We start from the raw sequence: 25276 nt of genomic DNA on the forward strand, positions 1-25276 counted from the left end.
CTCTGCGCCGCTTGCGCGGCTTGGCCGGGATGACCCAGGAGATTTTGCACCGAAGAACAGCACTATTTATGCAGCCTTGCGGCTGCGGGCGGCAAGCCAGGCGCCGGTCAGCGTCTCGAATCGCGTGGCCATCTCGCTGACCGCCTCTTCATCCGTGATCCTGCCGGCAAGCCACTCTTCGGCGGCATGCATGAAGATGGTGCGGCCCACCGCGAAGCCCTTGACCAGCGGCGCGGACGCCACGGCCGCGAAGCCGGCCTCCAGTTCCTCGATCGGCGCATCGAGGCCGAGCAGCAGGATGCCCCGGCACCACGGGTCGTTGCGCGCGATCACGGCCTCGATCGCGGCCCAGGCGGCGGGCGAGGCTTGCGGCTCAAGTTTCCACCAGTCGGGCTTGATGCCGAGCGCGTAAAGCTCTTCCAGCGCGCGCGGGATCGTGTCGTCGCCGAGCGGGCCGTTCTTGCCGGCGATGATCTCGACCAGCAATTCGCGGCCAACCTTGCGCGCGGCTTCGAAGAGGCCACGCAGCTTGTCCTGCTGGGCGTGCTTCAGCTCCGGCTCATCGTCGGGATGGTAGAAGCAGAGCGCCTTGATGCAGTGGTCGACCGGCCATTCGGGCAGTTGCGACCCGATATCCTGGCTGGTCTCGAAGCGCAGGGGGCGCGAGCCCGGCAACTCGACCGGACGGCCGAGCCAGGAGAAGGGATGCCGGGCGTATTCGAACATCGCCTCGCGGCCGTGTTTCTCGTCGAGCAGCATGCCATAGCCGGGGCGGCCATCGGCGACGCGGGCCGCCGCCTTCACCGCCAGCACCTTGAAGTCGCGGATGCGGGCCGGATCGGCGCCGGTCTTGGCGGCGAGATCCTCGAGCTGGCTGCGATGGTCGCAGGCGAACGCCATCAGCGAGGGGATGTCGCTGCGGCGGGTCGTCGCCCAATGGATATGGTTGATCGCCTTGTCCTGGCGCAGCGCCCGGAAGCGACTGCCATGCTCCAGGAAATACTGCAGCTCGGTGAAGGTCGGGATCTCCGGCGCGCAGAGCAGGCGCGAGACGGCAAAGGCGCCGCAGGCATTGGCCCAGGTCGCCGCCGTGCCGAGGCTCTCGCCGCCGAGCCAGCCGCGCAGGAAGCCGGACATGAAGGCGTCGCCGGCGCCCAGCACGTTGTAGACCTCGATCGGAAAGCCCTTGCCGACGATGCCGTCCTCCAGATCGTCGGAGATGGCGCCCTCATAGACGATGCAGCCCATCGGGCCGCGCTTCAGCACGATGGTCGCCGTCGAGAGGCTGCGGATCGTCTTCAGCGCCGGCAGGAGTTCGCTTTCGCCGGATGCGATCAGCACCTCTTCCTCGGTGCCGATGATCAGGTCGCAATCGGGCAGCACGGTCTTCATGCGGGCCGAGACGGCGTCCGACGCGATATAGCGGTTGTCACCGGCGGCGTGGCCGGCGAGGCCCCAGAGATTGGGCCGGTAGTCGATGTCGAGCACGACCTTGCCGCCGGCCTGCCGCATCAGCCGCATGGCCTTGCGCTGGGCGGCTTCGGTGTTGGCCTTGGCGAAATGGGTGCCGGTGACGACGACGGCGCGCGCCGAGGCGATGAAGGCGGGGTCGATATCGTCCTCGTCGAGCCCCATATCGGCGCAGTTCTCGCGATAGAACAGCAGCGGGAAGCTCTTGTCGCTCTCGACGGAGAGGATGGCGAGCGCGGTCAGGCGCGCCGGGTCGGTGGCGAGCGCATCGACGCAGACGCCTTCGCGAACCAGCTGCTCGCGGATGAAACGGCCCATCTGCTCGTCGCCGACGCGCGTCAGCAGGGCCGAGCGCAGGCCCAGCCGCGACGTTCCGATGGCGATGTTGGCCGGGCAGCCACCGACCGATTTGGCGAAGCTCCCGATATCTTCGAGCCGCGAGCCGATCTGCTGGCCGTAGAGGTCGACCGAGGCGCGGCCGATCGTGATGACGTCGAGCGCATGCAACGGTGCGCTTCGCGATCCCGTCATGTCGTTCCTCCAGGCTTCCGTGTGATCCGCTGGTTGCCGAACGGCTCCGCGATATCCTTCGATGAAATAATAATTCCATATTTTAGTCAACTTGGAACGCGCGTTCCCGTCCTGGAATGCTAGCGGGGCTTCTGTCCGCTGCGTGCATGGCGGGCGTCGCCGACGCCCACCGTCAGGGCCATTGCCAGCGCCATGGTGGAGGCCAGGGTCCGGAAGCCACCGAAATCCGCTTCCGCCACCTCGAACCAGACCTTTGCGAACTGGACCAGCGGCGAGAAGGCGCTGTCGGTGATGGCCACCACGGGCACGCCCCGCTCGGACAATGCCCGCGCGTCCTCGATCGTGTCGGGCGCATAGGGCGAGAAGCTGATCGTCAACACCACGTCCCTGGGGGTGGCGAAGGATACGATCTCGGGGCTCAGGCCCGCGGCCGATTCGACGAGCTGGTTGCGCACCTTGAGCTTGCCGAGCGCATAGGCGACGTAGCTCGCGACCGGATAGGACCGGCGCCGGGCGAGGATGTAGATCGTCTCGGCTTCCGCCAGCGTCTCGATCGCGCGGTCCAGCGTCGCCTGATCGAGCGTGCGGGCCATCGCATCCAGCGATTTGCTCGATGCGGTCAGGAAGCCTTCGAGAATACGGTGGTTGTCGGCGCCGTTCTGGATCTCGGCCCGCAAGGTGCTGAGGCGCTCCTCATAGCTCGAATTGCGCTCGCGCAGCCGCTCGCGGAAAACGCCCTGCAGGCTGGTGAAACCGTCGAAGCCGAGATGCTGGGAGAAGCGGATCAGCGTCGAGGGCTGCACGCCCGACGACACCGCGATGCTTGCGGCCGTGCCGAAGGCGATCTCGTCTGGATTGTCGAGCGCATAGGCCGCGACCTGGGCGATCCGCTTGGGCAGAGTATCGCGCCTGCTCAGGATGAGCGCTCTCAGCCCGTCGAAATCGCGCGGCAGCTCAACGGAGGGAGCGTCGATCATTCGTGCTTTCTCCACATCTGCGCTGTCGATCGTTGCTTTTTCTGGCAGCGAACCGGAAATGGAGCAAGCATTCCATTTTGGGAATGGGCGGTCGGGGGCGGCGCAGATGGCAGTGGGAAACCTCAGCCCTCATCCTGAGGAGCCGCGTCAGCGGCGTCTCGAAGGGTGATCCAGCGCATTCTGAACCATCCTTCGAGACGCGGGCTAAAGCCCGCTCCTCAGGATGAGGGCTCAGGACGGTCAAGGGCGGTGGTCAGCCCATCGCGCCGACGCTGCAGGTCTGGCCGCCGTCGACGGGCAGGCAGACGCCGGTGATGAATTTGGCCTCGTCGGAGGCGAGGAAGACCGCGGCGTTCGCGATGTCCCAGGCGGTACCCATCTTGCCCATGGGCACCAGAGCGTCGCGGGCCGCGACCATCTCGTCCGCAGACGCGTATTGTCCGGAAATCTGCTTGTAGATCATCGGGGTATCGATCAGGCCCGGCATGATGCAGTTAGCGCGGATGCCCTGCCGCGCATATTGCATGGCGAGCGCGACGGTGGCCTGGTTCACCGCCGCCTTGGTCGCGTAATAGGCGAAATAGGGGTAGCCGACCCAGCGTATCGCGGCGATCGAGGAGATGTTGACGATCGCGCCGCCGCCGCCCTTGAGCATTTCGGGGATCACGGCCTTCGAGCAGCGATAGACCGGGCCGAGATTGAGATCGAGCGCGGCTTGGTACTGTTCTTCGCTGAGCTCGACGGGGCCGCCCATATGGGTGACGCCGACATTGTTGTGGAGGATGTCGATGCGCCCCAGCCGCGCCACCGTTGCAGCGACGCAGGCGTCGATCGAGGGCTGTTTGGTGACGTCGGCCGCGAGCGCAATTGCCGTGCCGCCTTCGCTGGCGATGATCGCGGCGGTCTCGTCGGCGGCAGCCTGGTTCAGGTCGATGCAGGCGACACCCGCGCCCTCGCGGGCATAGGCGACCGCGGCGGCCTTGCCATTGCCCCAGCCGGGGCCGGACGAGCCGGCGCCGAAGACGATCGCGATCTTGCCCGCAAGGCGGCCGGTCATGGTGTGGTCCTCAATCCCTAAGCAAAGAAACACGCCGTCATTCCGGGGCGTCGCGCAGCGACGAGCCCGGAACCCAGAAACGATGCGGCCGGCAATGGCAGGCTGCGGTCTGCCTCATGCCATCGAGCTGAGGTTCTGGGTTCCGGGCTCAGGCCTGCGGCCTGCCCCGGAATGACGGCGCGGTGGTCGCTATCTTCAGCTCAGCGACGTGCCGACGGCCTTCTCAAGGATGCCCCAGGCTTCGTCGCCGTACTTCTTCTTCCATTCGGCGTAGAAGCCGGCCTTCTGCAGCGCCGCGCGGAAGGGGGCAGCCTGCGGCTCGTTGTAGACCATGCCCTTGGAGACGAGGTCGTCCTTCAGGTTGGCGTTGAGCTTGGCGACGTCGGCGCGCTCCAGTTCGGCTGCGGCATTGATGTTCTTGGCGACGATGGCGCGCAGATCCTCGGGCAGGCGCTCCCAGGCGCGCTTATTGCCGAGGAACCAGAAGCCGTCCCACATATGGTTCGTCGCCGAGAGATACTTCTGCACCTCGAACAGCTTGGCGGTCGAGATGATCGCCATCGGGTTTTCCTGGCCGTCGACGATCTTGGTCTGCAGCGCGGTGTAGACCTCGGCGAAGTTGATGCTGGCCGGAGCGGACTGGAAGGCGGTGTACATCGAGGTCCAGAGCGGGCTCACCGGCACGCGGATCTTCATGCCCTTGAGGTCGTCGGGGCTGTTGATCGGACCCTTGGAACTCGTGGTCTGGCGGAAGCCGTTGTCCCAGATCTTGTCCATGACGACGAGGTTGGCCTTGCCGATCTGGCCGCGCACATAGGCGCCGAGCTCGCCATCCATCGCCTTCCAGACCGAATCATAGTTCGGGAAGGCGAAGCCGATGCCGCTCACCGAGGCGTTGGGGACCAGCGTCGAGAGGATCAGCGGCGAGAGCGTGAAGAATTCGACGCCGCCCGAGCGGACCTGGCTCAGCATATCCGTGTCGGAGCCGAGCTGGTTATTGGGGAATACCTGGATGACGACGCGCCCTTTCGTCTCCTGCTTGATCTTCTCCATCGCCTCATTGGCGCGGATGTTCATCGGGTGCGCGATGGGCAGGTTGTTGGCATATTTATAGGTGAATTCGGCGGTCTGCGCCTCCGAGCGGCCGATATGGAACGTGCCGATGGCGGTGGCTGCGGCGGTGCCCTGCAGCAGGGTGCGGCGTGAAATGGTCATTTTGGTTTCTCCCTGGGGTCGTTTGTTTTGATAGCGCTGAGACTGCTTTAGCCGAACGTCATTCCATCAGGCCTCATCCTGAGGAGCCGCGAAGCGGCGTCTCGAAGGATGTTCCAGAGGGTTCCGGAGCCTCCTGAAGCATCCTTCGAGACGCGATCCCTGCGGGCTCGCTCCTCAGGATGAGGGCTGGAGGGGCGACATAGGATATCCGGGGCATCTTCACAGCACCCATGTCGAGAGACCGGGCACGACCGCGATGATGATCAGCCCCGCCAGCAGCGCGACCAGATAGGGCCAGATCGCGCCCATCGCTTCGTCGGGCGAGACGTTGCCGATCTTGCAGGCGATGTAGAAGCCGATGCCGATCGGCGGGGTCATCAGGCCGATATTCATCGCGGTGACCACGACCATCGAATAGTGGACGTCGTTGATGCCGAGGTTCTTGGCAATCGGGAACATCAGCGGCGCCATCAGTACGATGGCGGGCAGGCCTTCGAGCACGCACCCCAGGATCATGAAGACGATGATGGTCACCGCCATGAAGGTGAGCCAGCCACCGGGCAGGCCGACCATGAAATTGGCGAGATCGCGGGCAAAGCCGGTCTGCGTCAGCGCCCAGGCCATGGCGAGCGCCGTGCCGAGGATCATCAGGATGGCGCCGGACAAAGCCGCCGTCTCGACCAGCATGGCGCAGAATTTCTTCCAGCCGATGCCGCCATAGAGCACGATGCCGACGATGATGGCGTAGAGCACCGCGATCGTGGACACTTCGGTCGCGGTGGCGATGCCGCCGCCCACCGCGCTGCGGATGATGAAGGGCAGCACCAGCGCGGGGCCGGCGACCAGGGCGGTCTTCCAGATGACCGAGGCGGAGGCGCGGCGCACGCCCTTGAGGTCTTCGCCCCGGGCCTTCCAGCGCGCCAGCACGGCCAGCGCCAGCAACAGGACCATCGCGATGGCGAAGCCGGCGTTGAACAGGCCGGCGATCGAGACGCCCGCGACCGAGCCGAGCACGATCAGCACGATCGAGGGTGGCACCGTGTCTGCCATCGCCGCGCCGGTCGAGAGCAGGGCGATTAGCTCCTTGGGCTGGTAGCCGCGCCGCTTCATTTCCGGAAAGAGGGCCGGCGCCACCGTCGCCATGTCCGAGACCTTCGAGCCGGAAATGCCGGAGACCAGGAAGAGTGAGCCGAGCAGCACATAGGACATGCCGGCGCGGACATGGCCGAGCATCGAGGCGAGGAAGTCGACGATCGCCTTGCCCATGCCGGTGGCATCGAGCACGCAGCCGAGCAGCACGAAGATCGGCACCGAGAGCAGGATGATGCTCGACATGCCCTCGTCCATGCGCCCGATCATGACGACGACCGGAACGCTGGTGGAGAAGGCAAGGAAGCAGAGCGTGCCCATGCCGAAGCAGAAGGCGATGGGAACGCCGGCCATCAGGCACAGCGCGACGACGCCGAGCAGGAAGATCAGGATATTGGCGTAGCCGAGGCCTTTCAGCGTCGGCATCAGCAGCCAGAAGCTGCCCGCTATCGCCGCGATAATGGCGGCGGCGAGCAGCAGGTCCGACAGGCGCGAGCTCTTGATGGCATGGCGCATCGCCAGCAGGAACATCGCGACGATGCCGAAGCCCAGCGCCGAGACACGCCAGCTGTTGGGAATATTGAGCGCAGCCGAGGTGACGAAGCTCTCCTCGATCGCATAGTCGATCGCCGGATAGATCATCGCCAGCAGGAAGGCGGCGACGACGAGCAGCGCAAAGGTCTGGACGAACTGGCTCAGGCGCTCTGGCATCATGCCGACGAAGATGCTGAGCCGGAGATGTTCGTTGCGGTCGATCGCGATGGCCGAGCCGAGCATGGCGAGCCAGAGGAAGGAGATCGAGGCGACCTCGTCGATCCAGACGACCGGCAGCGAGAAGACATAGCGCGAGGTCACGCCCAGCAGCAGCGTGCAGATGATCAGCGCGACCAGCGCGCCCGCGACGATCTCGACCGGACGCATGATCGGCGAGCCCGGTCGGACGCCCTCATTGTCGAGCAGGGTTTCGGGCAGGGCGATCCTGTCGGCGACATCGACCATGGCGCGCGCCTAGATCCGGTTCGCCATGCGCGCGGCGGCCGCGTTCGCGGCAGCTTCATTCGCGGTGATTGGCGCAATCTTGTCTGCACCCGCATTACGGGTTGCCGGCAACGACATGGTCTCGATCCTCCCATTCGCGCCGATCTTATGCTTGTTGATCAGCTTTCGGCGCGGTCCACACTGTGAATGACATCACCTTGGGACAGGCGGCAGATTACACGAGGCAAACCGCATTGCAATCCGCAATGGGGGCAATTAGGCTTCGCTTATAAGAAAAGGGTCCACATCATGGACCTGTAAGAGGAATCCAGGGTGGAGCAGCTCACAGGAGAGCGCGCCGATCTGTCGGGGTCGCAGAGCGTCGATCGCGCCTTGCGGCTGCTGGCGCTGATCGGGCGCGAGCCGGCCAGCGGCCTGCCGCTCAGCGAGGTCGTGGTCGAGAGCGGGCTGAACAAGCCCACCGCTCGCCGGCTGCTGCTGGCGCTGATGCGGGCCGGGCTGGTCGAGCAGGAGCCGCAATCGCGGCATTACTGCCTGGGCGAGGAGGCTTTCGTGCTGGGCGTGCTCGCGGCGCGGCGGCATGGCTTGCTCGAACTCGCCATGGAAAGCCTGCGGCGCCTGTCCGAGATCACCATGGATACGAGTTTCCTGACGATCCGCCGCGAGACCTATGCGGTCTGCCTGCATCGCGAGGAGGGCACCTATCCGGTGCGCACCCATGCGCTGCAGATCGGCGATCAGCATCCGCTGGGTGTCGGCGCGGGCTCGCTGGCGCTGCTGGCTGCGTTGGCCGACGATGATGTGGACCGCATCCTGGCGGCCAACGAGCCGGCGCTGCTGGCGCATTATCCCGGCTTCGCGCCCGATCAGCTCAAGGCCGATATCGCGCTGACCCGCGAGCAGGGCTTCTCGCTCAATCCCGGCCGGCTGGTCGCGAGTTCGTGGGGCATCGGCGCCGTCTTCCGTTATCCCGATGGCCGCGTCGCCGGCGCCTTCAGCCTGGCGGCGATCGACAGCCGCATGCTCCCGGCGCGGCAGAGCGAGCTTGCCGGATACCTCGCGAAGGAGGTGGCGCGGATGGAGCGCCTGCTCGCGCAGATGTTCGTTTCCAAGCGCGGGGCAGACGAGGGCGCCAAGCTGCCTGTCCGCAAGCCGTCTGTCCGTAAGCCGCCTGCCCGCGCGAATGCCGAAACCAGGAGTCCCTGACATGACCGCATCCTCTTTTGCCGCGCCGCTGGGCGGTGTCGTGCCGATGACGCGACGGGTGATGAACCTCGCCCATATCGTCACGCAGAATGCGCGGCGCTTCGGCGAGCGTCCGGGCTTCATCTGGGGCGAGCGGAGTTGGAGCTGGGCGGAGATCGACGCGCAGGTCTCGGCGCTGGCGGCGGGCCTGAGCGCGCGCGGCATCGGCAAGGGCGACCGCGTGCTCGTCCATTCCAAGAACTGCGACACGATGTTCGTCTCGATGTTCGCGACGTTCAGGCTGGGCGCGGTCTGGGTGCCGACGAATTTCCGGCTGCTGCCCGATGAGGTCGCCTATCTCTCGACCTCCTCGGGGGCGAAGGCCTTCCTGTGCCATGGCGATTTTCCTGAGCATGCGGCGGCCGTAGCGGCCGCACAGCCTGCGCCGGAGTTCACCTGGCGCATCGGCGAGGGGGCTTTCGGCGAGGCCGAGGCCGGCGAGGTCATCGCCCGCCATGAAGGGGTTGGGGTCGCCAATGTGGCGGTCGAGCGCGACGACCCCTGCTGGTTCTTCTTCACCTCGGGTACGACCGGGCGTTCCAAGGCCGCCGTGCTGACCCATGGCCAGATGGGTTTCGTGGTGACGAACCATCTCTGCGATCTCGTGCCGGGCACGACGGAGGCCGACGCCTCGCTGGTCGTGGCGCCGCTCTCGCATGGCGCGGGCGTACACCAGCTGATGATCTCGGCGCGCGGCGCGCCCTCCATCCTGCTCTCGACCGAGCGCTTCGACATCGACGAGGCCTATCGCCTGATCGCGCGCCATCGCGTTACCAACATCTTCACGGTGCCGACGATCCTGAAGATGCTGGTCGAGCACCCCGCCGCCGACGCCCATGATCATTCGAGCCTGCGCTACATCATCTATGCGGGCGCGCCGATGTATCGCGAGGACCAGAAGGCGGCTCTGGCCAAGCTCGGCAAGGTCATCGTGCAGTATTTCGGGCTGGGCGAGGTCACCGGCAACATCACCGTGCTGCCGCCGCGCCTGCATGTCGCCGAGGATGGCCCCGAGGCGCGTGTCGGCAGTTGCGGCTATGAGCGCACCGGCATGGAGGTGCAGATCCAGGACGATGAGGGCAGGCAGGTCGCGGCGGGCACGCAGGGCGAAATCTGCGTGATCGGCCCGGCGGTGTTCGCGGGTTATTACGACAATCCCGAGGCCAATGCGAAATCGTTCCGGGACGGCTGGTTCCGCACTGGCGATCTCGGCCATATGGACGAGCAGGGCTTCGTCTACATCACCGGCCGGGCCTCGGACATGTACATTTCTGGCGGCTCCAACATCTATCCGCGCGAGATCGAGGAGAAGATCCTGACCCATCCGGCGATCGCCGAGGTTGCGGTGCTCGGCCTGCCCGATCCGGTCTGGGGCGAGATCGGCGTCGCGGTCTGCGTTCCCCGCGCCGGCAAGAGCGCGACGGAAGCCGAGGTCGCGGAGTTCCTGTCGGCCAAGATCGCACGCTACAAGATGCCCAAGCGCTTCTTCTTCTGGGAGGCATTGCCGAAATCCGGTTACGGCAAGGTGCCCAAGCGGCTCGTCCGCGACGAGCTCGAGACGCGCGGCGAGCTCGAATGGCTGCGGGGGAAGACCTCGTGAGACTCGGTCCGCATCTCCCGGCAGCCCTCGTCCTGAGGAGCGCCGAAGGCGCGTCTCGAAGGATGCTTCAGGAGACTCCGGAACCATCTGGAGCATCCTTCGAGACGGCCCTGCGGGCCTCATCAGGATGAGGGCTGATATGACGGAACAGGTTTTGAGATCCATCGAACAGCCCGGCACCGGCACGGCGGAGCGCGTGCAATGGGCCGAGAGCCACGGGCTTCGCTTCGAGATGCAATTGCAGCCGGGCTTGACCCTGCTGGAGGCCGTTCGTCGCAGTTTTGCCGCTGCCGGCTTCACCAGCGGTGTCGCAAGGGTCGATGGCGTTGCGCTGTCGCCCTTCGCTTATGTGATGCCGGCGCTGTCCAGGACGCCCGAACATGCCGCTTTCTACAGCGAGACCTTCCGGCCATCTGGCGTCGCGCGCGTCGAGGCGGGCACGCTGACCTTCGGCCTGCGCGACGACGCGCCCTTCTTCCATTGTCACGCGCTCTGGATCGAGGCCGATGGCAAGCGCAGCGGCGGCCATATCCTGCCCGACGAGACGGTCCTGGCTGAGGCGATCACGCTGCCGGCGGTGGGGCTCGACGGCGCGGCTTTCGTGGCGGAGCCTGATGGCGAGACCAATTTCAAGCTGTTCGGCCCGGTCGTGGCGCCGCTGCTGGGCGCGACGCGTGAGGGGCGTTTCTTTGGCCTGCGGGTGAAGCCCAATATCGATCTTGCGGGCGCGCTGGAACAGTTCTGCGCCGAGCGCGGGATCAGGCGCGCGACGATCCATGGCGGCGTCGGCTCGACCATCGGGGCGCGGTTTACGGATGGCCGTACAGTGGAGAATTTTGCCACGGAGGTCGCGATCACCTCCGGGCTCGTCGTCGATGTCGGTCAGGGGCCGGTCGCCGAGATCGACGTCGCGCTGGTCGATTATACCGGGGCGACAGCCAGCGGCCGGCTCAAGCGCGGCGACAATCCAGTGCTGATGACTTTTGAGCTGGTGCTCGAGGTGGGGTGAGGGCTGGACCAAGGGCGCGCCGTCATCCCGGACGCAGCGCAGCGGAGATCCGGGATCCATCGTAGAGCTAAATCCGTCGAAAAATTAAGGCCTCCGATGGATCCCGGATCGGCGCGGCTTCGCCGCTTGTCCGGGATGACGGCGCGGGTGTCGCGGGCGTGTCGTGATCAGGAGCCGGCCGCCGCTCGCTTCCGCTCGATCTCCAGGTCCCGCAAATCCTTGCGCCTGATCTTGCCGGTCGCGGTCATGGGCAGTTGCGTGACGAACTCGATCTCGCGGGGATATTGATAGGCGGCGAGGCGCTCCCGGACGAAAGCCTGGATTTCGGCGGCGAGCGCGTCGCTCGGTACGATGCCCGGCTTGGGCAGCACGAAGGCCTTGACCACTTCGGTGCGAATGGGATCGGGGCTGCCGACGACCGCGACCATCAACACGGCCGGGTGGCGGATCAGGCAATCCTCGATATCGCCGGGCCCGATGCGGTAGGAGCCGGAGGAGATGATATCGTCGTCGCGGCCCTGGAACCAGAAATAGCCCTCCTCGTCGCGCGCGCCGGTATCGCCAGTGACGAGCCAGTCGCCGATGAATTTGGCTGCCGTCGCCTCGGGCTGGCGCCAGTATTCCAGCATCATCACCGGATCGGGCCTGTTGACCGCGATCAGGCCGTGCTCGCCCGCCGGCAATTCCTTGCCTTCGGCCGAGATCACCGCGACGCGGTGGCCGGGCACGGCGCGGCCCATCGAGCCCGGCCTGACCGGAAACAGGCTGGCGCAGTTCGAGACCAGCAGGTTCGCCTCGGTCTGGCCGTAGAACTCGTTGACCGGGAAGCCGAAGGTCTCGGTGCTCCAGTCCAGCATGTCGGCGCCCAGCGTCTCGCCGCCGGTGCCGATAGAGCGCATCGCCATGCCGAAGCGGCGGGGATCGCGGACCTGCCGCATCAGCTTCAGCGCGGTCGGCGGCAGGAAGGCGTTGCGGACCTTGCGGCGCGCCATCAGCGCGAGCGCGGCTTCGGGGTCGAACTTGCGGGCGCGCGAGGCGAGCACCGGCACGCCGCAATAGAGGCTCGGCAGCAGCGCATCGAGCAGGCCGCCGATCCAGGCCCAGTCGGCCGGTGTCCAGAACAGGTCGCCGGCTTGCGGGAAGAACTCCTGCGGCATCTGCACGCCCGGCAGATGCCCGAGCAGGACGCGGTGCGCATGCAGCGCGCCCTTGGGCTTACCCGTCGTGCCGGAGGTGTAGATGATCAGGGCCGGGTCGTCGGCGCGGGTTTCGGCTGCGGTGAAGCGGTCGGAGGCCTTCGCCATCTCGCCTGCGAAATCGAGATGGCCGGCACCGCCCACGACGATGATCGTCTTGAGCTCGGGCAATGCATCGCGGATCGCCTCGACCTTGCCGATATTCTCGACGTCGGTGACGAGGACGCTTGCGCCGCTATGACCGAGCCGATGTTCCAGCGCCTCGGGACCGAACTGGATGAAGAGCGGCAGCGCGATGGCACCCAGCTTGTAAGTGCCGAGATGGGTGATCGCGGTCTGCGGCGATTGCGGCAGGAGGATGCCAACACGCTCGCCGCGCCCGATGCCGTGATGGGCAAGCAGGTTGGCGAAGCGATTCGAGGCGCGGGCCAGATCGTCGAAGGAGAGCGTCGCGACCTGTCCGTCATTCTCCTCGAAGATCAGGGCAGGGCGCCCGCTGCCGTCGGCATGGCGGTCCGAGCAGGCGGTGCCGATGTTGAAGCGCTCCGGAATGCGCCAGGCGAAGCGGCGCAGCGTCTCGTCGTAAGTCTCGCCGCGCTCTAACATGGGCCCGCTCCGGTGGTTCTCATGCGTTCCCGCCGATCCTGCCCAGCCCGCGAGCAGGCTGACAAGCCCGCGGGCGAGCGCTTACGATCTGCGCAAATGCGCGAGAGGCTGCCGGAGGCAATCCATGACGAAACCGATCTGGGTGGAGGCTGCGATCAACGGCCCCTGGGGCCATGAGCGCCAGCCGGGCATTCCGATCAGCATTCCCGACATCGTCGCCGATGGAATCGCCGCGGTGGAGGCCGGCGCGGCGATCGTCCACCTTCATGTCTATGACGTCGAGACCGGCCGCCAGCGCGACGACTGGGAGCTTTATGCGCAGGCGATCGAGGGTATCCGGGCCAAGGTCGACGCCATCGTCTATCCGACGATTCCCATCCTGGGCTCTGCTTACGCCGGCGACATGATCGGATCGGGCCGATACACCCATCTGGAGGAGCTGGCGAAGCGCGGGCTGGTCGAATGGGGCGTGCTCGACCCCGGTTCCTGCAACTGGACGACCTTCGCCGGCATTCCCGATGGCGAGCCCGGCTTCATCTACCAGAACCCCGGCGAGCATATCCGCGAGGGCATGGCGGTGGCGCAGCGCCATAAGGTGCATCCGAGCTATGCGATCTACGAGCCGGGTTTTACGCGCCTGGGTGCAGCGCTGGCGAAGGCCTATCCCGGCATGCCCTGCCCGATTTACCGGCTGATGTTCTCCGATGCCTTCGCCTGGGGTTTTCCGCCGAGGGAATACGCGCTCGACGCGCATCTTTCGCTGCTTGCCGAGGATGCGCCGGACGCTCCCGTGATGATCGCGGGGCTCGGTGTCGATCTCTCCGGGCTCATTGGTCCTGCGGTGGCGCGCGGCGTCCATGTCCGCGCCGGGCTGGAGGACGCCCCGTTCGGTTGCGGCAAGACGAACGCGGCGCTGGTGGCGGAAACGGTTGGGCATATCGAGGCGGCCGGCAGCCGGGCTGCGAGCGTCGCGGAGGTGAGGGCGGATCTGGCTAATCGCTAACGCTCCGGGGCGCATCGGCGATTGACCGCTGACGCTACGGAAAAATACGGTGGCGGAATCATCAACAAGGCCTGTCGCCTGCCTCCGGAAACCCGCCTTGTCACTTCCAGCTCTCAACGCACTCAACTTCTTCATGGCCGATGTGCGGGACGGGCTCGGCCCTTTCCTCGGGGTCTATCTCCAGCAGAAGGGCTGGGGGCCGCAGGATATCGGGCTGGTGATGACGGTGGGCGGCCTTGCGGGCATGGCGGCGACGACCCCGCTTGGCGCTTTCGTCGATTCGACGCGCGCCAAGCGCGCCGTCATGGTCGTGGCCTCGCTGGCGATCATCGTCGCCTCGCTGACGATGCTCTATGTGCCTTCGCTGACCGTCACAATCACCGCCCAGATCGTCCAGGGCATTGCCGGCGCCATCATCGCGCCGGCGATCGCGGCGATCACGCTGGGGCTGGTGAAGCAGGCGGGGTTTGCCAGGCAGCTCGGTTTCAACGAGGCCTTCAACCATGGCGGCACCATGTTCGCCGCACTGGCCGGCGGCGGGCTTGGTTATATCTTCGGACTCCAGGCGGTCTTCTGGTTCATGGCGGCGATGGGCGCCTTCGCCATCGTCTCGACGCTTGCCATCCCGGCGGCGGCCATCGATCACGATGCCGCCCGGGGAGGCGGTGAAAACGCGGACGGCACAGTGCCCGACCGGAGCTGGCGCGCGCTCCTGACCTCGGTGCCGCTGATCATCCTCGCGACGGTTCTGCTGCTGTTCCATCTGGGCAATGGGGCGATGCTGCCGCTGCTCGGCCAGGCGATGGTGGCGCGTGGCGACGGCGACCCGAGTTCGGCGACCGCGCTGACCGTGGTCGTGGCGCAGCTGACGATGATCCCCATGGCCTTTCTCGCCTCGCGGCTGGCGCAGACGAAGGGCTATTGGCTTGTCTTCGTGCTTGCGCTCGTGGCGCTGCCTTTGCGTGGGCTGATTGCTGCGTCCGTGACGGGGTTCTGGGTGCTGGTTCCCGTTCAGATGCTGGACGGTGTGGGCGCCGGTCTTCTCGGTGTCGCGGTGCCCGGGCTCGTGGCCCATATCCTGCGCGGCACGGGCCGGTTCAATGTCGGGCTCGGCGCGGTGATGACCATGCAGGGGATCGGCGCCTCGCTCAGCCCCACTTTGGGTGGCTGGGTCGCCCAATCCTTTGGATATGGCGCGTCGTTCCTGGCGTTGGGCGCCGTGGCCGTGCTGGCGCTGCTGCTGTGGCTCCTCGCAACCGTCCTGTTCGACGGAGGCTGGGCGAAAGAGGCAGTCGGGACGCTGGAGCCTGCATGACTGGCGCGGCGCAAGGCCGCAAGCGTCACGCCGCAGTTGGTTGCATGTCGCTTCGACACTACATCAGGAGCCCCGCCGCTTCTCCGATGGAATGCCATGTCCGAGCACGATAGCGAAGCCAACCGATTTTCTGCCCGCGCCGCGCGCTATGCGCGCGTCGGGGCCAATGTCGGCGGGGTCGCGGCGCGGATCGCTGGTGCCCGCCTGTTCGGCATGGAGGGGCGTGACGCCTCCAATGCCGAGGCGTTGGCGAGGGCGTTGGGGGGCCTGAAAGGTCCGATCATGAAGGTGGCGCAGCTCGTCGCCACCATTCCCGACGTGGTGCCGCCGGAATACGCCGCCGAACTGCAGAAGCTGCAATCGCAGGCGCCGCCGATGGGGGCTGCCTTCGTCAAGCGGCGGATGATGGCCGAGCTTGGTGCGCAATGGCGTGATCGCTTCGGCGAATTCGATCTCAAGCCGGCAGCCGCAGCATCGCTGGGGCAGGTGCATCGCGCGACGACGCTGGAGGGCGTCGCGCTCGCCTGCAAGCTGCAATATCCGGACATGGAATCGGCGGTTGAGGCCGACATCTCGCAGCTGGAAATCCTGTTCTCGCTGCACCGGCGCATGAACCCGGTGATCGACACGAGCGAGATCGCCAAGGAGATCGGCGCGCGGGTGCGCGAGGAGCTCGATTACCTGCGCGAGGCCAGGCATGTCGCGCTCTATCAGGAGATTCTGGCGGATACGCCGGAGGTCCGCGTGCCACGGCTGGAAGCCTCGCTGTCGACGAAGCGCCTACTCTCGATGCACTGGCTCGAGGGCGATGCCATCCTGAACCACAAGCAGGACGGGCAGGTCGCACGTGACGGCATCTCGACGGCGATGTTCAAGGCGTGGTGGCGGCCCTTCAGCCATCACGGCGTGATCCATGGCGACCCGCATCTGGGCAATTACACCGTCTTTTCGGAAGCTGGCGAACCCCAGGGCATCAACCTGCTCGACTATGGCTGCATCCGCATCTTTCCGCCCTCATTCGTCGGCGGCGTGGTCGATCTCTATCGCGGGCTGCTGGAGGGCGACGATGCGCGCGTGATCCATGCCTATGAGACCTGGGGCTTCAAGGGGCTGACCAAGGAGCTCGTCGACACCCTCAACATCTGGGCGCGCTTCATCTACGGGCCGCTGCTCGAAGATCGCGTCAGGCGCATCGCCGAGGGCGTGAGCCCCGCCGAATACGGCCGCAAGCAGGCGTTCCAGGTGCATCAGGCGCTGAAGCGGCGCGGGCCGGTGACGGTGCCCAGAGAATTCGTCTTCATGGACCGGGCGGCGATCGGGCTCGGCGGCGTCTTCCTGCATCTCGACGCCGAGCTGAATTTCCATCGCCTGTTCGAGGCGGAGATCGACGGGTTTTCGGTGGAGCGGATCGCGCGACAGCAGGCCGACGCGCTGGCCCGGGCCGGATTGCAGGCGACCGGTTGAGCGGACGGGCGTACGCCGATGCGCGACCATATGTCAGGGGTGTCGGCCTGACGCAGGCCCTGCTTTTCAGAACCGCAGAATCTGCGAGCCCGGTGACGTTGCCAGACCCTTCATGGTTGCGCTACAGGGCAGGAGGATTTCTTTAGCCTCGGGACCCATTTCATGGCCGACCACGGACACCACGCCGCCGACATTCCCCAGATGGATTATGCGGAGCATGAGCGTACCTATCATGGCTTCGTCCATTTCGCTGAAGTTGGCACCGTCGCCTGCCTCGCCATCGTGGCGGCGCTCGCGGTCGGCGGCACCAAGCATGCATGGGGCACGGCGCTGATCGGCACGCTCCTGACGCTGGTCGGCTCGGGCGTCGGAATCGCCTCGAAGTCGATCGGCTGGCGCGCGCCGGCAATTCCCTTCGTCCTGATGATGATCGCGCTGGTCCTGCTCTAAGACCCCAGCCCCCGAAACGCCGGAAAGGCCTGTTCCCGCCATGCGCATTGCTGTCCCAGCCGAAACGCAAGGGGCGGAAACCCGCGTCGCCGCGACGCCGGAAACCGTCCGCAAGTTCATTGGCCTCGGGGCCGAGGTCGCCGTCGAGAAGGGGGCCGGACTGGCCGCCGGCATCAATGACGCCGACTATGTGGCGGCGGGCGCAACGGTCACCAAAACGGCCAAGGAGGCGCTGAAGGGCGCCGCCATCGTCCTCAAGGTGCGTCGCCCGGCCGAATCCGAGATCGCGGGCCTGCCGGCCGGCGCCCTCGTCATCGGCATCATGGACCCCTATGGCAACGAGGCGGCCCTCGAGGCCCTGTCCAAGGCCAATGTCGCGGCCTTTGCGATGGAGTTCATGCCGCGCATCACCCGCGCGCAGGTGATGGACGTTTTGTCCTCGCAGGCCAATCTCGCCGGCTATCGGGCCGTGGTCGATGGCGCGGCCGAATATGGCCGGGCGCTGCCGATGATGATGACGGCGGCCGGCACCGTGCCCGCCGCGCGCATCTTCATCATGGGCGTCGGCGTCGCCGGCCTGCAGGCGATCGCCACAGCGCGCCGGATGGGCGCGATCGTGACCGCGACCGACGTGCGCCCCGCCACCAAGGAACAGGTCGAATCGCTTGGCGCGAAATTCCTTGCCGTCGAGGATGACGAGTTCAAGCAGGCCCAGACGGCCGGTGGCTACGCCAAGGAAATGTCGAAAGAGTATCAGGCCAAGCAGGCCGAGCTCACGGCGAGCCATATCGCCAAGCAGGACATCGTCATCACCACCGCGCTGATCCCGGGCCGGCCCGCGCCGAAGCTGATCTCGGCCGCGATGGTCGAGAGCATGAAGCCGGGTTCCGTCATCGTCGATCTCGCGGTCGAGCGCGGCGGCAATTGCGAACTGGCCAAGCCTGGCGAAGTGGCGGTGACGCCCAACGGCGTCAAGATCGTCGGCCATCTCAACGTGCCCGGCCGCCTGGCAGCCACATCGTCGGCGCTCTACGCCAAGAACCTCTTCGCCTTCGTCGAGACGCTGATCGACAAGACCTCGAAGTCGCTCGCGGTGAACTGGGACGACGAGCTGGTGAAGGCGACCGCCCTGACCAGGGACGGCGCCGTGATCCATCCGAATTTTGCGGCCAAGCCGGTTGTGGCGCCTGCGCCTGTTGCCGAGGGGAGCGTCCAAAATGGCTAATCCGACACCCGAACAGGCGCTCGAACAGGCCCGGTCGGCCGCCGTGCTGGCAAAGCAGGCCGCCGAACTCGCCGAGAAATATGCCGAGCAGGCCGCCGCCGCAGCCGGCGCCGCGACCGGCGTCGACCCGACGGTGTTCCGCCTCGCCATCTTCGTGCTGGCCGTCTTCGTCGGCTATTATGTCGTCTGGTCGGTGACGCCGGCGCTGCACACGCCGCTGATGTCGGTCACCAACGCGATTTCCTCGGTCATCGTCGTCGGCGCCCTGCTGGCGGTCGGCGTCCAGGCCGCGCCGGCGCTGGGCGACGGTCCGATCTGGGCCAAGGTCTTCGGCTTCATCGCGCTGGTCCTCGCCTCGGTCAACATCTTCGGCGGCTTCCTCGTCACCGAGCGCATGCTGTCCATGTACAAGAAGAAGGGCTGAGCGCCGATGGCTGCGAACCTGTCTGCCCTTCTCTACGTCGTCTCCGGCGTCCTGTTCATCATGGCCCTGCGGGGCCTGTCGCACCCGACGACCTCCCGCCAGGGCAATTTCTACGGCATGGTCGGCATGGGCATCGCCATTGCCACGACCGTGGTCTTCTTCCCGCCCGCGGGCTTCTCCGGCTGGCTGCTGGTCATCCTGGGCATCGCGATCGGCGGCGGCATCGGCGCCTTCATGGCCAAGCGCGTGCAGATGACGCAGATGCCGCAGCTGGTGGCGTTCTTCCACTCGCTCGTCGGCCTTGCGGCGGTGCTGGTGGCGGCGGCTGCGCTTTATGCTCCCGAGGCCTTCGGCATCGGCCATGGCGGTCAGATCCATGGCGGCAGCCTGTTCGAGATGGGGCTCGGCGTCGCCATCGGCGCGATCACCTTCACCGGCTCGATCATCGCCTTCCTGAAGCTCGACGGGCGCATGAGCGGCAAGCCGATCATGCTGCCGCAGCGCCATGGCATCAATATCGGGCTGGGCGTCGCGCTGATCGTGCTGCTGCTGCTCTTCATCAAGACCGAGAGCCATGTCGTCTTCTGGCTGATCGTGCTGGTCTCGTTCGCGCTCGGCGTGCTGCTGATCATCCCGATCGGCGGCGCCGACATGCCCGTCGTCGTCTCGATGCTGAACTCCTATTCGGGTTGGGCCGCGGCCGGCATCGGCTTCACGCTCGGCAACATGGCGCTGATCATCACTGGCGCGCTGGTCGGCTCGTCCGGCGCGATCCTGTCCTACATCATGTGCAAGGCGATGAACCGGAGCTTCATCTCCGTCATCCTCGGCGGTTTCGGCGGCGACGACGCGGCTTCCGGCGCTGCCGGTGCGGTCGAGGCGCGGCCGGTCAAGCAGGGCTCGGCCGACGACGCCGCCTACATCATGAAGAACGCGGCCAAGGTCATCATCGTGCCCGGCTACGGCATGGCGGTGGCGCAGGCACAGCACACGCTGCGCGAGATGGCCGACCTGCTCAAGAAGGAAGGCGTCGAGGTCAAATACGCCATCCATCCGGTGGCGGGCCGCATGCCCGGCCATATGAACGTGCTGCTGGCGGAAGCCAACGTGCCCTATGACGAGGTCTTCGAGCTCGAGGACATCAACTCGGAATTCGGCCAGGCGGATGTGGCCTTCGTCATCGGCGCCAATGACGTGACCAACCCCGCCGCCAAGACCGACAAGGCCTCGCCGATCTACGGCATGCCGATCCTGGACGTCGAGAAAGCCAAGACCGTGCTGTTCATCAAGCGCGGCATGGCGGCCGGCTATGCCGGCGTCGAGAACGAGCTGTTCTTCCGGCCGAACACGATGATGCTGTTCGGCGACGCCAAGAAGGTCACCGACGATATCGTCAAGGCGATGGCGCACTGACGCAGCCGCGCCGTCATCACAACGCTGCAAAGGGCCGGCTTCATGCCGGCCCTTTTCGTATGGGGTTCGTTTTCTTATGGGGTGCCTGCCGTGACTGTCTCCCTTCGCCCGATGCAGGCCGCCGACAGGCAAGCCGTGCTCGGGCTGTTGCTCGAACTGACCTCGCATGAGGGCTCGCTGAGCCCACAGCGGACGACAGGCCCGGCAGCAGCTGCCGATTGCCTTGCCGATGATACGGAGAAGGCGGCCGAGCATGGCGGCGCGCAGATCGTCGTGCAGCAGGGCGATGACGTCGTCGGTTATCTGGCGCTGCGGCTGGGGCGTACCGGCCCCTTCGTGCACGAGCCCCTGCGCGACCATGTCTATATCGAGAACATCGTTGTTGCGGCCGCCTGCCGTGGAACCGGGATCGGACAGATCCTGCTTGGAGAAGCCGAGCGCTTTGCCCGGGCGGCGGGGTGCAAGGTGCTGCATCTCAGCGTGCTCAAGGACAATGAGCTTGCCCTGAATGCCTATCACCGGGCGGGATTCGAGACTTTCGCGGTCGAGATGGCGAAGGTGCTCGAATAGAGCGTCGCGACAGCGCCATGGTGGCGGGCGAGGATCGCCGGCATGAAATGGTTTGGCCGCCTCCTGCTTCTCGTCAGCGCGTTTTATCTCGCGGTGCTCGCCGTTCTCTTCGTCAAGCAGCGCGACCTGATGTATCCGCGCAATCCGGCGCGGGCAGACATTGCCTCCGCGAACCTGCCGGCGGCCGAGGAAGTTGCTCTCAGAACGGCTGATGGCGAGCGGCTCGTCGCTTGGGTGATCCCGCCGCGCACGGGCAAGCCGGTGCTGCTGTTCTTCCATGGCAATGCCGGAAATTTTGGCCGCGCGATCCGTCAAGCGCGCTTCCGGGCGTTGACCGAGGATGGCACGGGCCTCTTCGCCGTGAATTATCGCGGCTATGGCGGCTCGACGGGCAGCCCCACCGAGGAAGGGCTGCATCTCGACGCGCGGGCGGCCTATGGGGCGGCGGTGGAGCGTTTCGGGGCAGGGCGGCTGGTCGGCTATGGCGAGTCGCTGGGCAGCGGCGTGGCGCTCAAGCTGGCGGCGGAAGCGCCGCTTTCAGCCGTCATCCTGGAGGCGCCCTATCTCTCGACGGCGGCCGTGGCGCAGGGCATCTACCCTTATGTGCCGGTCAGCCTGGTGATGCTCGACCAGTTCCGCTCGGATGCCGTGATCGGGCAGGTGCGCGCGCCGCTGCTGGTCCTGCATGGCGAGCGCGACGGCGTCATCCCCTTCGTCCAGGGGCAGGCGCTCTATGCGCTTGCGAACGAGCCCAAGCGCTTCGTGCGATTCCCGGAGGGGCACCATGAGGACCTGCCCGCCCATGGCTCCGTACCGCAGATCAGGCGCTTCCTTGCCGATGTCTCGGCGGGCACGATCAAGGGCGCGGAAAGCCTGTCGGCGGAATAGGCGGCTCGGTCATCGCCCGCCAATTGAGCCCTCATCCTGAGGAGCCGCGAAGCGGCGTCTCGAAGGATGGTCCAGTTGGTGCCGGAGCCCGCTGAACCATCCTTCGAGACGCCATTCCCTAGGGAATGGCTCCTCAGGATGAGGGCTTCAGGAAGATTCAAACGGTCTCCAGGCGCGCAGCCTGCTCAGCTCCTGAACAGCCCGCCGCCGCCGCCGAGACGGGACTGGCCGGCGCGGGCGATCGCGTTGTTGCCGTCGAGGCTGAGCGCGCGCTGGTAGCTCTCGGCCGCTTCCGATTTCTTGCCGAGCTTTTCATAAGCGAAGCCGCGACCGGCCCAGGCGTCGGCATTGCGGTTGTCGACATTGAGCGAGGCGGTGAAGTCCTCGAGCGCGGCGTCGTACTTTCCGAGCGCATTCAGGCTCTGGCCGCGCGCGGTGTAGGGCGGCGCGTTGTAGGGATTGCGGTCGATCACCGAATCGAAATCCGTGACGGCGTGCTGGTGCTGGCCTTCCTTCTGGTAGACCAGCCCGCGGGCGTGGAAAGCCTCGGCCGATTCCGGGTTAAGGCGAATCGCGGTGTTGAGATCGGCCAGGGCCTGCTGGCTGTTATTCTGGGCGCGCAGCAAGTTGGCGCGCGCGACATAGGCCGGCGCATAATTGGGGCTGGCCGTCGTGGCGCGGTTGAAATCGGCGAGGGCTGCGTCGTTGCGGCCGCTCTGGCGCAAGGCAAGGCCGCGATTGGTATAGGCCGAGGCCAGGTTGGGGTCGATCTGGACGGCCTTGGTGAAGTCGGCGATCGCGTCGGAGAACCGCCCGATGCGGGCATAGGCCGCGCCGCGCGTATTGTAGGCGCCGGGGTCGTTGGGGTTGCGGTTGATGACCTCGCTGAGCGACCCGATATTGACGCTGGCATTGGCCTCCGAGTTCGTGTCGATCTCCGCCACGGCCGGTTGCGAGCTCAGGTTTGATACGGTGTCGCAGCCCGCGAGCGCGATGGCCATGCCTGCTACAGCCAGCCAGCTTTTGCCTCGGATCATGCTCTGCCTCATCGGTTTTCGGTTCCGTGCTTCATCGACCGCGCCGGCCATCAAGGCCGCTGCGGCGTATCTGCGCTCCCCAACCGACAGCGCCCCTCGCGAGAGAGAACGCCTGCATCCTGCAAAGACTTGGTTAACGGCGCCAAAAAAGCAACAGCGCCCGGAGAGGGCTCCAGGCGCTGTCAGGTGTCGGTCTTGCGCCAGGCGGCCCGAGGGCTCGCTGCCTGCGCTTGAATCAGGGACGCTTCGGCTTGACCGGCGCGGGCAGGAGGCCTTCGCGCTGGAGCTTCTTGCGGGCGAGCTTGCGGGCGCGGCGAACAGCCTCGGCCTTCTCACGCGCCTTCTTCTCGGAGGGCTTCTCGTAATGGCCGCGGAGCTTCATCTCGCGGAAAACACCCTCGCGCTGCAGCTTCTTCTTGAGAGCGCGGAGAGCCTGATCGACGTTATTGTCGCGAACGAGAACCTGCACGTGATTGTCCGTCTTTAGCGGGTTGGTCTAAATTGTTCGGGTCAGCGACACTGTGATGCAGATCGCCTGAAGGATCGTGCGGATATCAGAATTCGATCTGGCTGTCCACGCTGCACAAGCTCAAAAACGCCGGAAAAACCGGGTTTTTGAGGAGGCGTTGTTCGGACCGCTCAATTCTTCTCCGGCACGACCCGCGTGACATGACCCATCTTGCGGCCGGCGCGGACGTCGCGTTTGCCGTAGAGATGCAGATGGGCGCCGGGTTCGGCCAATAGCTGGCGCCAGCGCAGCGCGGCGTCGCCGATCAGGTTTTCCATCTCGACCCGGCCGCGACGCGCGGCCGAACCCAGCGGAAACCCGCAGACGGCGCGGACATGCTGGTGGAACTGCGAGGTTTCCGCGCCCTCGCTCGTCCAATGCCCGGAATTATGGACGCGCGGCGCGATCTCGTTGACGATGACGCTCTCACCGTCGCCGATGACGAACATCTCGACGGCGAAGACGCCGATATAGCCGAGCGCATCGCCGATCCGGTGGGCGGCCTCGATGGCGGTGCGCGTCGCGCCTGGCGTCAGCCGCGCCGGCACGCGCGTGAAGGCGAGGATATGGTCGCGATGCTCGTTTTCGCAGACGTCGAAGGCGGCATAGGCGCCATCGGCGCCGCGTGCCGCCACCACCGAGACCTCGCGCGAAAACGGCACGAAACCTTCGAGAATGGCGGGGAAGTGGCCGATCGCCTCATAGGCCTCGGCGAGATCGCTGCCGGGCGCGATCTTGACCTGGCCCTTGCCGTCATAGCCGAAGCGGCGGGTCTTCAGGATGCTGGGGCGGCCGAGCGCGGCGACCGCCGTCTCCAGGTCGACCAGCGAATCGACTGGCCGGAAGGGCGCGACGGCCAGGCCGAGGCCCGAAACGAAGGTCTTCTCGCTGAGCCGGTCCTGCGTTACCGCCAAGGCGCGGGCGCCGGGATGAAGCTGTGTGCGAGCGGCGAGGAAGGCGGCCGTGGCGGCCGGCACGTTCTCGAATTCGTAGGTCACGACATCGACGGCATCGGCAAAGCGCGCCAGGGCCGCCTCGTCCTCATATTCCCCGACGGTATGACGCGCAGCGACGTCGAAGGCCGGGCTGTCGGCCTCGGGCGCAAAGACATGGGCGCGGATGCCGAGATCGGCGGCCGCCAAGGCGAGCATGCGGGCGAGCTGGCCGCCACCGAGGATGCCGAGCATGGCGCCCGGCGCGAGCCCCTGCGAAACCGGCGTGCTCATGTCTGGGTCCTGTCGGGCCGCTCGGCGATGGCAGCGCTCTGGCGCTCGCGATAGGTGTCGAGCCGGTCTGCCAGCGCCTCGTCGCTCAGGGCCAGAACCGCCGCGGCCAGCAAAGCGGCGTTGACCGCCCCGGCTCGGCCGATGGCGAGTGTTCCGACGGGGATGCCGGCGGGCATCTGCACGATCGAGAGCAGGCTGTCCTGGCCCGAAAGAGCTTTCGACTCGACCGGCACGCCGAAAACCGGAAGCGGGGTGAGCGATGCGGTCATGCCCGGCAGATGGGCCGCGCCGCCCGCGCCCGCGATTACCACCTTGAAGCCCGCAGCCTTGGCGCCCTGTGCGAAGCTGACCATGCGTGCGGGTGTGCGATGAGCCGAAACGATGCGCGCGTCATAGGCGATGTCGAGGGCGTCCAGCGTCTCCGCCGCGTGGCGCATCGTCGCCCAATCGGACTGGCTGCCCATGATGATGGCGACGGGGGGATTGGTCTTGGCCATGAAACGGAACGCTTCCGCAAGCTCGGGTAAGGAAGCGCGCGATCTAGACCGCCGGACGCAGCGGAAGCAAGCGGCGAATCGGACAAACCGCTCCGAAATCGGACTTAATGCGCGCCGGCCTTCGTCCGAGAGGCTCGCCGATCGCGCCGTCATCCCGGACGCAGCGAAGCGGAGATCCGGGATCCATTCCGGAGCGCTGACCGGTCAACGCCCCGGAATGGATCCCGGGTCTCCCTGCGGTCGCCCGGGATGACGGCGCGTT

General features: G+C 66.3%; 22 protein-coding genes. 12 read left to right on the forward strand and 10 right to left on the reverse strand.

The features are described from left to right. Window positions 1-66: 66 nt before the first annotated feature. From C4S73_RS15990 to C4S73_RS16010, 5 genes are all read right to left on the reverse strand, one after another. Complete coding sequence (locus tag C4S73_RS15990) at window positions 67-2001, reverse strand: bifunctional 5-dehydro-2-deoxygluconokinase/5-dehydro-2-deoxyphosphogluconate aldolase (protein WP_103873505.1); 1935 nt, start codon at window positions 1999-2001, stop codon at window positions 67-69. Between the two features lie 119 nt (window positions 2002-2120). Beyond that, window positions 2121-2978 carry a MurR/RpiR family transcriptional regulator gene (locus C4S73_RS15995; RefSeq protein WP_103873506.1) on the reverse strand — a complete coding sequence of 286 codons (858 nt, stop codon included), beginning with the start codon at window positions 2976-2978 and terminating at the stop codon, window positions 2121-2123. 253 nt (window positions 2979-3231) lie between these two features. Continuing rightward, window positions 3232-4035 carry an SDR family NAD(P)-dependent oxidoreductase gene (locus C4S73_RS16000; RefSeq protein ID WP_103873507.1) on the reverse strand — a complete coding sequence of 268 codons (804 nt, stop codon included), beginning with the start codon at window positions 4033-4035 and terminating at the stop codon, window positions 3232-3234. A 195-nt stretch (window positions 4036-4230) separates the two neighbouring features. Continuing rightward, window positions 4231-5250, reverse strand: a complete 1020-nt coding sequence (locus tag C4S73_RS16005; protein WP_103873508.1) for a TRAP transporter substrate-binding protein — start codon at window positions 5248-5250, stop codon at window positions 4231-4233. Between the two features lie 219 nt (window positions 5251-5469). Next, complete coding sequence (locus C4S73_RS16010) at window positions 5470-7338, reverse strand: TRAP transporter large permease (protein WP_103873509.1); 1869 nt, start codon at window positions 7336-7338, stop codon at window positions 5470-5472. A gap of 312 nt (window positions 7339-7650) precedes the next feature. Here C4S73_RS16010 and C4S73_RS16015 point away from each other — a divergent pair, with 312 nt between their 5' ends. From C4S73_RS16015 to C4S73_RS16025, 3 genes are all read left to right on the forward strand, one after another. Beyond that, window positions 7651-8544, forward strand: a complete 894-nt coding sequence (locus tag C4S73_RS16015) for an IclR family transcriptional regulator (protein ID WP_103873510.1) — start codon at window positions 7651-7653, stop codon at window positions 8542-8544. A 1-nt stretch (window position 8545) separates the two neighbouring features. Then, the gene (locus C4S73_RS16020) at window positions 8546-10183 is read left to right on the forward strand and encodes an acyl-CoA synthetase (protein WP_200828029.1); all 1638 of its coding nucleotides are present in this window, start codon (window positions 8546-8548) and stop codon (window positions 10181-10183) included. A gap of 154 nt (window positions 10184-10337) precedes the next feature. Continuing rightward, window positions 10338-11192 (forward strand): PCC domain-containing protein, encoded by an 855-nt coding sequence (locus tag C4S73_RS16025; RefSeq protein ID WP_103873622.1) that lies wholly within the window; start codon window positions 10338-10340, stop codon window positions 11190-11192. A gap of 167 nt (window positions 11193-11359) precedes the next feature. Here C4S73_RS16025 and C4S73_RS16030 read toward each other — a convergent pair whose 3' ends face one another. Further along, window positions 11360-12994 carry an acyl-CoA synthetase gene (locus C4S73_RS16030; RefSeq protein WP_103873512.1) on the reverse strand — a complete coding sequence of 545 codons (1635 nt, stop codon included), beginning with the start codon at window positions 12992-12994 and terminating at the stop codon, window positions 11360-11362. A 124-nt stretch (window positions 12995-13118) separates the two neighbouring features. Between C4S73_RS16030 and C4S73_RS16035 the strand changes: the two genes are divergently transcribed. The 9 genes from C4S73_RS16035 (at window position 13119) to C4S73_RS16075 (ending at window position 21746) form a co-directional block, all read left to right on the forward strand. Continuing rightward, window positions 13119-13997: a beta-keto acid cleavage family enzyme gene (locus C4S73_RS16035; RefSeq protein WP_103873513.1), complete on the forward strand. Its 879-nt coding sequence runs from the start codon at window positions 13119-13121 to the stop codon at window positions 13995-13997. A 97-nt stretch (window positions 13998-14094) separates the two neighbouring features. Continuing rightward, window positions 14095-15312 carry an MFS transporter gene (locus C4S73_RS16040; RefSeq protein ID WP_244595622.1) on the forward strand — a complete coding sequence of 406 codons (1218 nt, stop codon included), beginning with the start codon at window positions 14095-14097 and terminating at the stop codon, window positions 15310-15312. A gap of 96 nt (window positions 15313-15408) precedes the next feature. After that, on the forward strand, window positions 15409-16776 hold the full coding sequence (locus C4S73_RS16045) for an ABC1 kinase family protein (protein WP_103873515.1): 1368 nt from the start codon (window positions 15409-15411) through the stop codon (window positions 16774-16776). Between the two features lie 162 nt (window positions 16777-16938). Continuing rightward, the gene (locus tag C4S73_RS16050; RefSeq protein WP_103873516.1) at window positions 16939-17226 is read left to right on the forward strand and encodes an aa3-type cytochrome c oxidase subunit IV; all 288 of its coding nucleotides are present in this window, start codon (window positions 16939-16941) and stop codon (window positions 17224-17226) included. A gap of 40 nt (window positions 17227-17266) precedes the next feature. Further along, window positions 17267-18451: a Re/Si-specific NAD(P)(+) transhydrogenase subunit alpha gene (locus C4S73_RS16055; protein ID WP_103873517.1), complete on the forward strand. Its 1185-nt coding sequence runs from the start codon at window positions 17267-17269 to the stop codon at window positions 18449-18451. After that, window positions 18444-18875, forward strand: coding sequence for an NAD(P) transhydrogenase subunit alpha part 2 (locus tag C4S73_RS16060; RefSeq protein ID WP_103873518.1), 432 nt, complete (start codon window positions 18444-18446; stop codon window positions 18873-18875). Before C4S73_RS16055 ends, C4S73_RS16060 begins: the two co-directional genes overlap by 8 nt. Before the next feature lie 6 nt (window positions 18876-18881). Continuing rightward, window positions 18882-20288, forward strand: a complete 1407-nt coding sequence (locus tag C4S73_RS16065) for an NAD(P)(+) transhydrogenase (Re/Si-specific) subunit beta (RefSeq protein WP_103873519.1) — start codon at window positions 18882-18884, stop codon at window positions 20286-20288. Window positions 20289-20378: 90 nt separating this feature from the next. Next, window positions 20379-20858: a GNAT family N-acetyltransferase gene (locus C4S73_RS16070; RefSeq protein WP_160115797.1), complete on the forward strand. Its 480-nt coding sequence runs from the start codon at window positions 20379-20381 to the stop codon at window positions 20856-20858. A gap of 42 nt (window positions 20859-20900) precedes the next feature. Beyond that, window positions 20901-21746 carry an alpha/beta hydrolase gene (locus tag C4S73_RS16075; protein ID WP_200828030.1) on the forward strand — a complete coding sequence of 282 codons (846 nt, stop codon included), beginning with the start codon at window positions 20901-20903 and terminating at the stop codon, window positions 21744-21746. A 185-nt stretch (window positions 21747-21931) separates the two neighbouring features. Here C4S73_RS16075 and C4S73_RS16080 read toward each other — a convergent pair whose 3' ends face one another. The 4 genes from C4S73_RS16080 to purE form a co-directional block, all read right to left on the reverse strand. Beyond that, window positions 21932-22783: a tetratricopeptide repeat protein gene (locus C4S73_RS16080; RefSeq protein WP_244595623.1), complete on the reverse strand. Its 852-nt coding sequence runs from the start codon at window positions 22781-22783 to the stop codon at window positions 21932-21934. A gap of 235 nt (window positions 22784-23018) precedes the next feature. Continuing rightward, window positions 23019-23252 (reverse strand): 30S ribosomal protein S21, encoded by a 234-nt coding sequence (gene rpsU / locus C4S73_RS16085; RefSeq protein ID WP_103873522.1) that lies wholly within the window; start codon window positions 23250-23252, stop codon window positions 23019-23021. A 170-nt stretch (window positions 23253-23422) separates the two neighbouring features. Continuing rightward, on the reverse strand, window positions 23423-24517 hold the full coding sequence (locus C4S73_RS16090; protein ID WP_103873523.1) for a 5-(carboxyamino)imidazole ribonucleotide synthase: 1095 nt from the start codon (window positions 24515-24517) through the stop codon (window positions 23423-23425). Continuing rightward, a complete protein-coding gene (purE, locus tag C4S73_RS16095; RefSeq protein ID WP_103873524.1) occupies window positions 24514-25014 on the reverse strand; it encodes a 5-(carboxyamino)imidazole ribonucleotide mutase in 501 nt (166 codons plus the stop codon). Before purE ends, C4S73_RS16090 begins: the two co-directional genes overlap by 4 nt. Between the last annotated feature and the right edge of the window lie 262 nt (window positions 25015-25276).

It is taken from the genome of Allobosea lathyri, assembly GCF_900108245.1.
GTDB classification, from domain to species: domain Bacteria; phylum Pseudomonadota; class Alphaproteobacteria; order Rhizobiales; family Beijerinckiaceae; genus Allobosea; species Allobosea lathyri.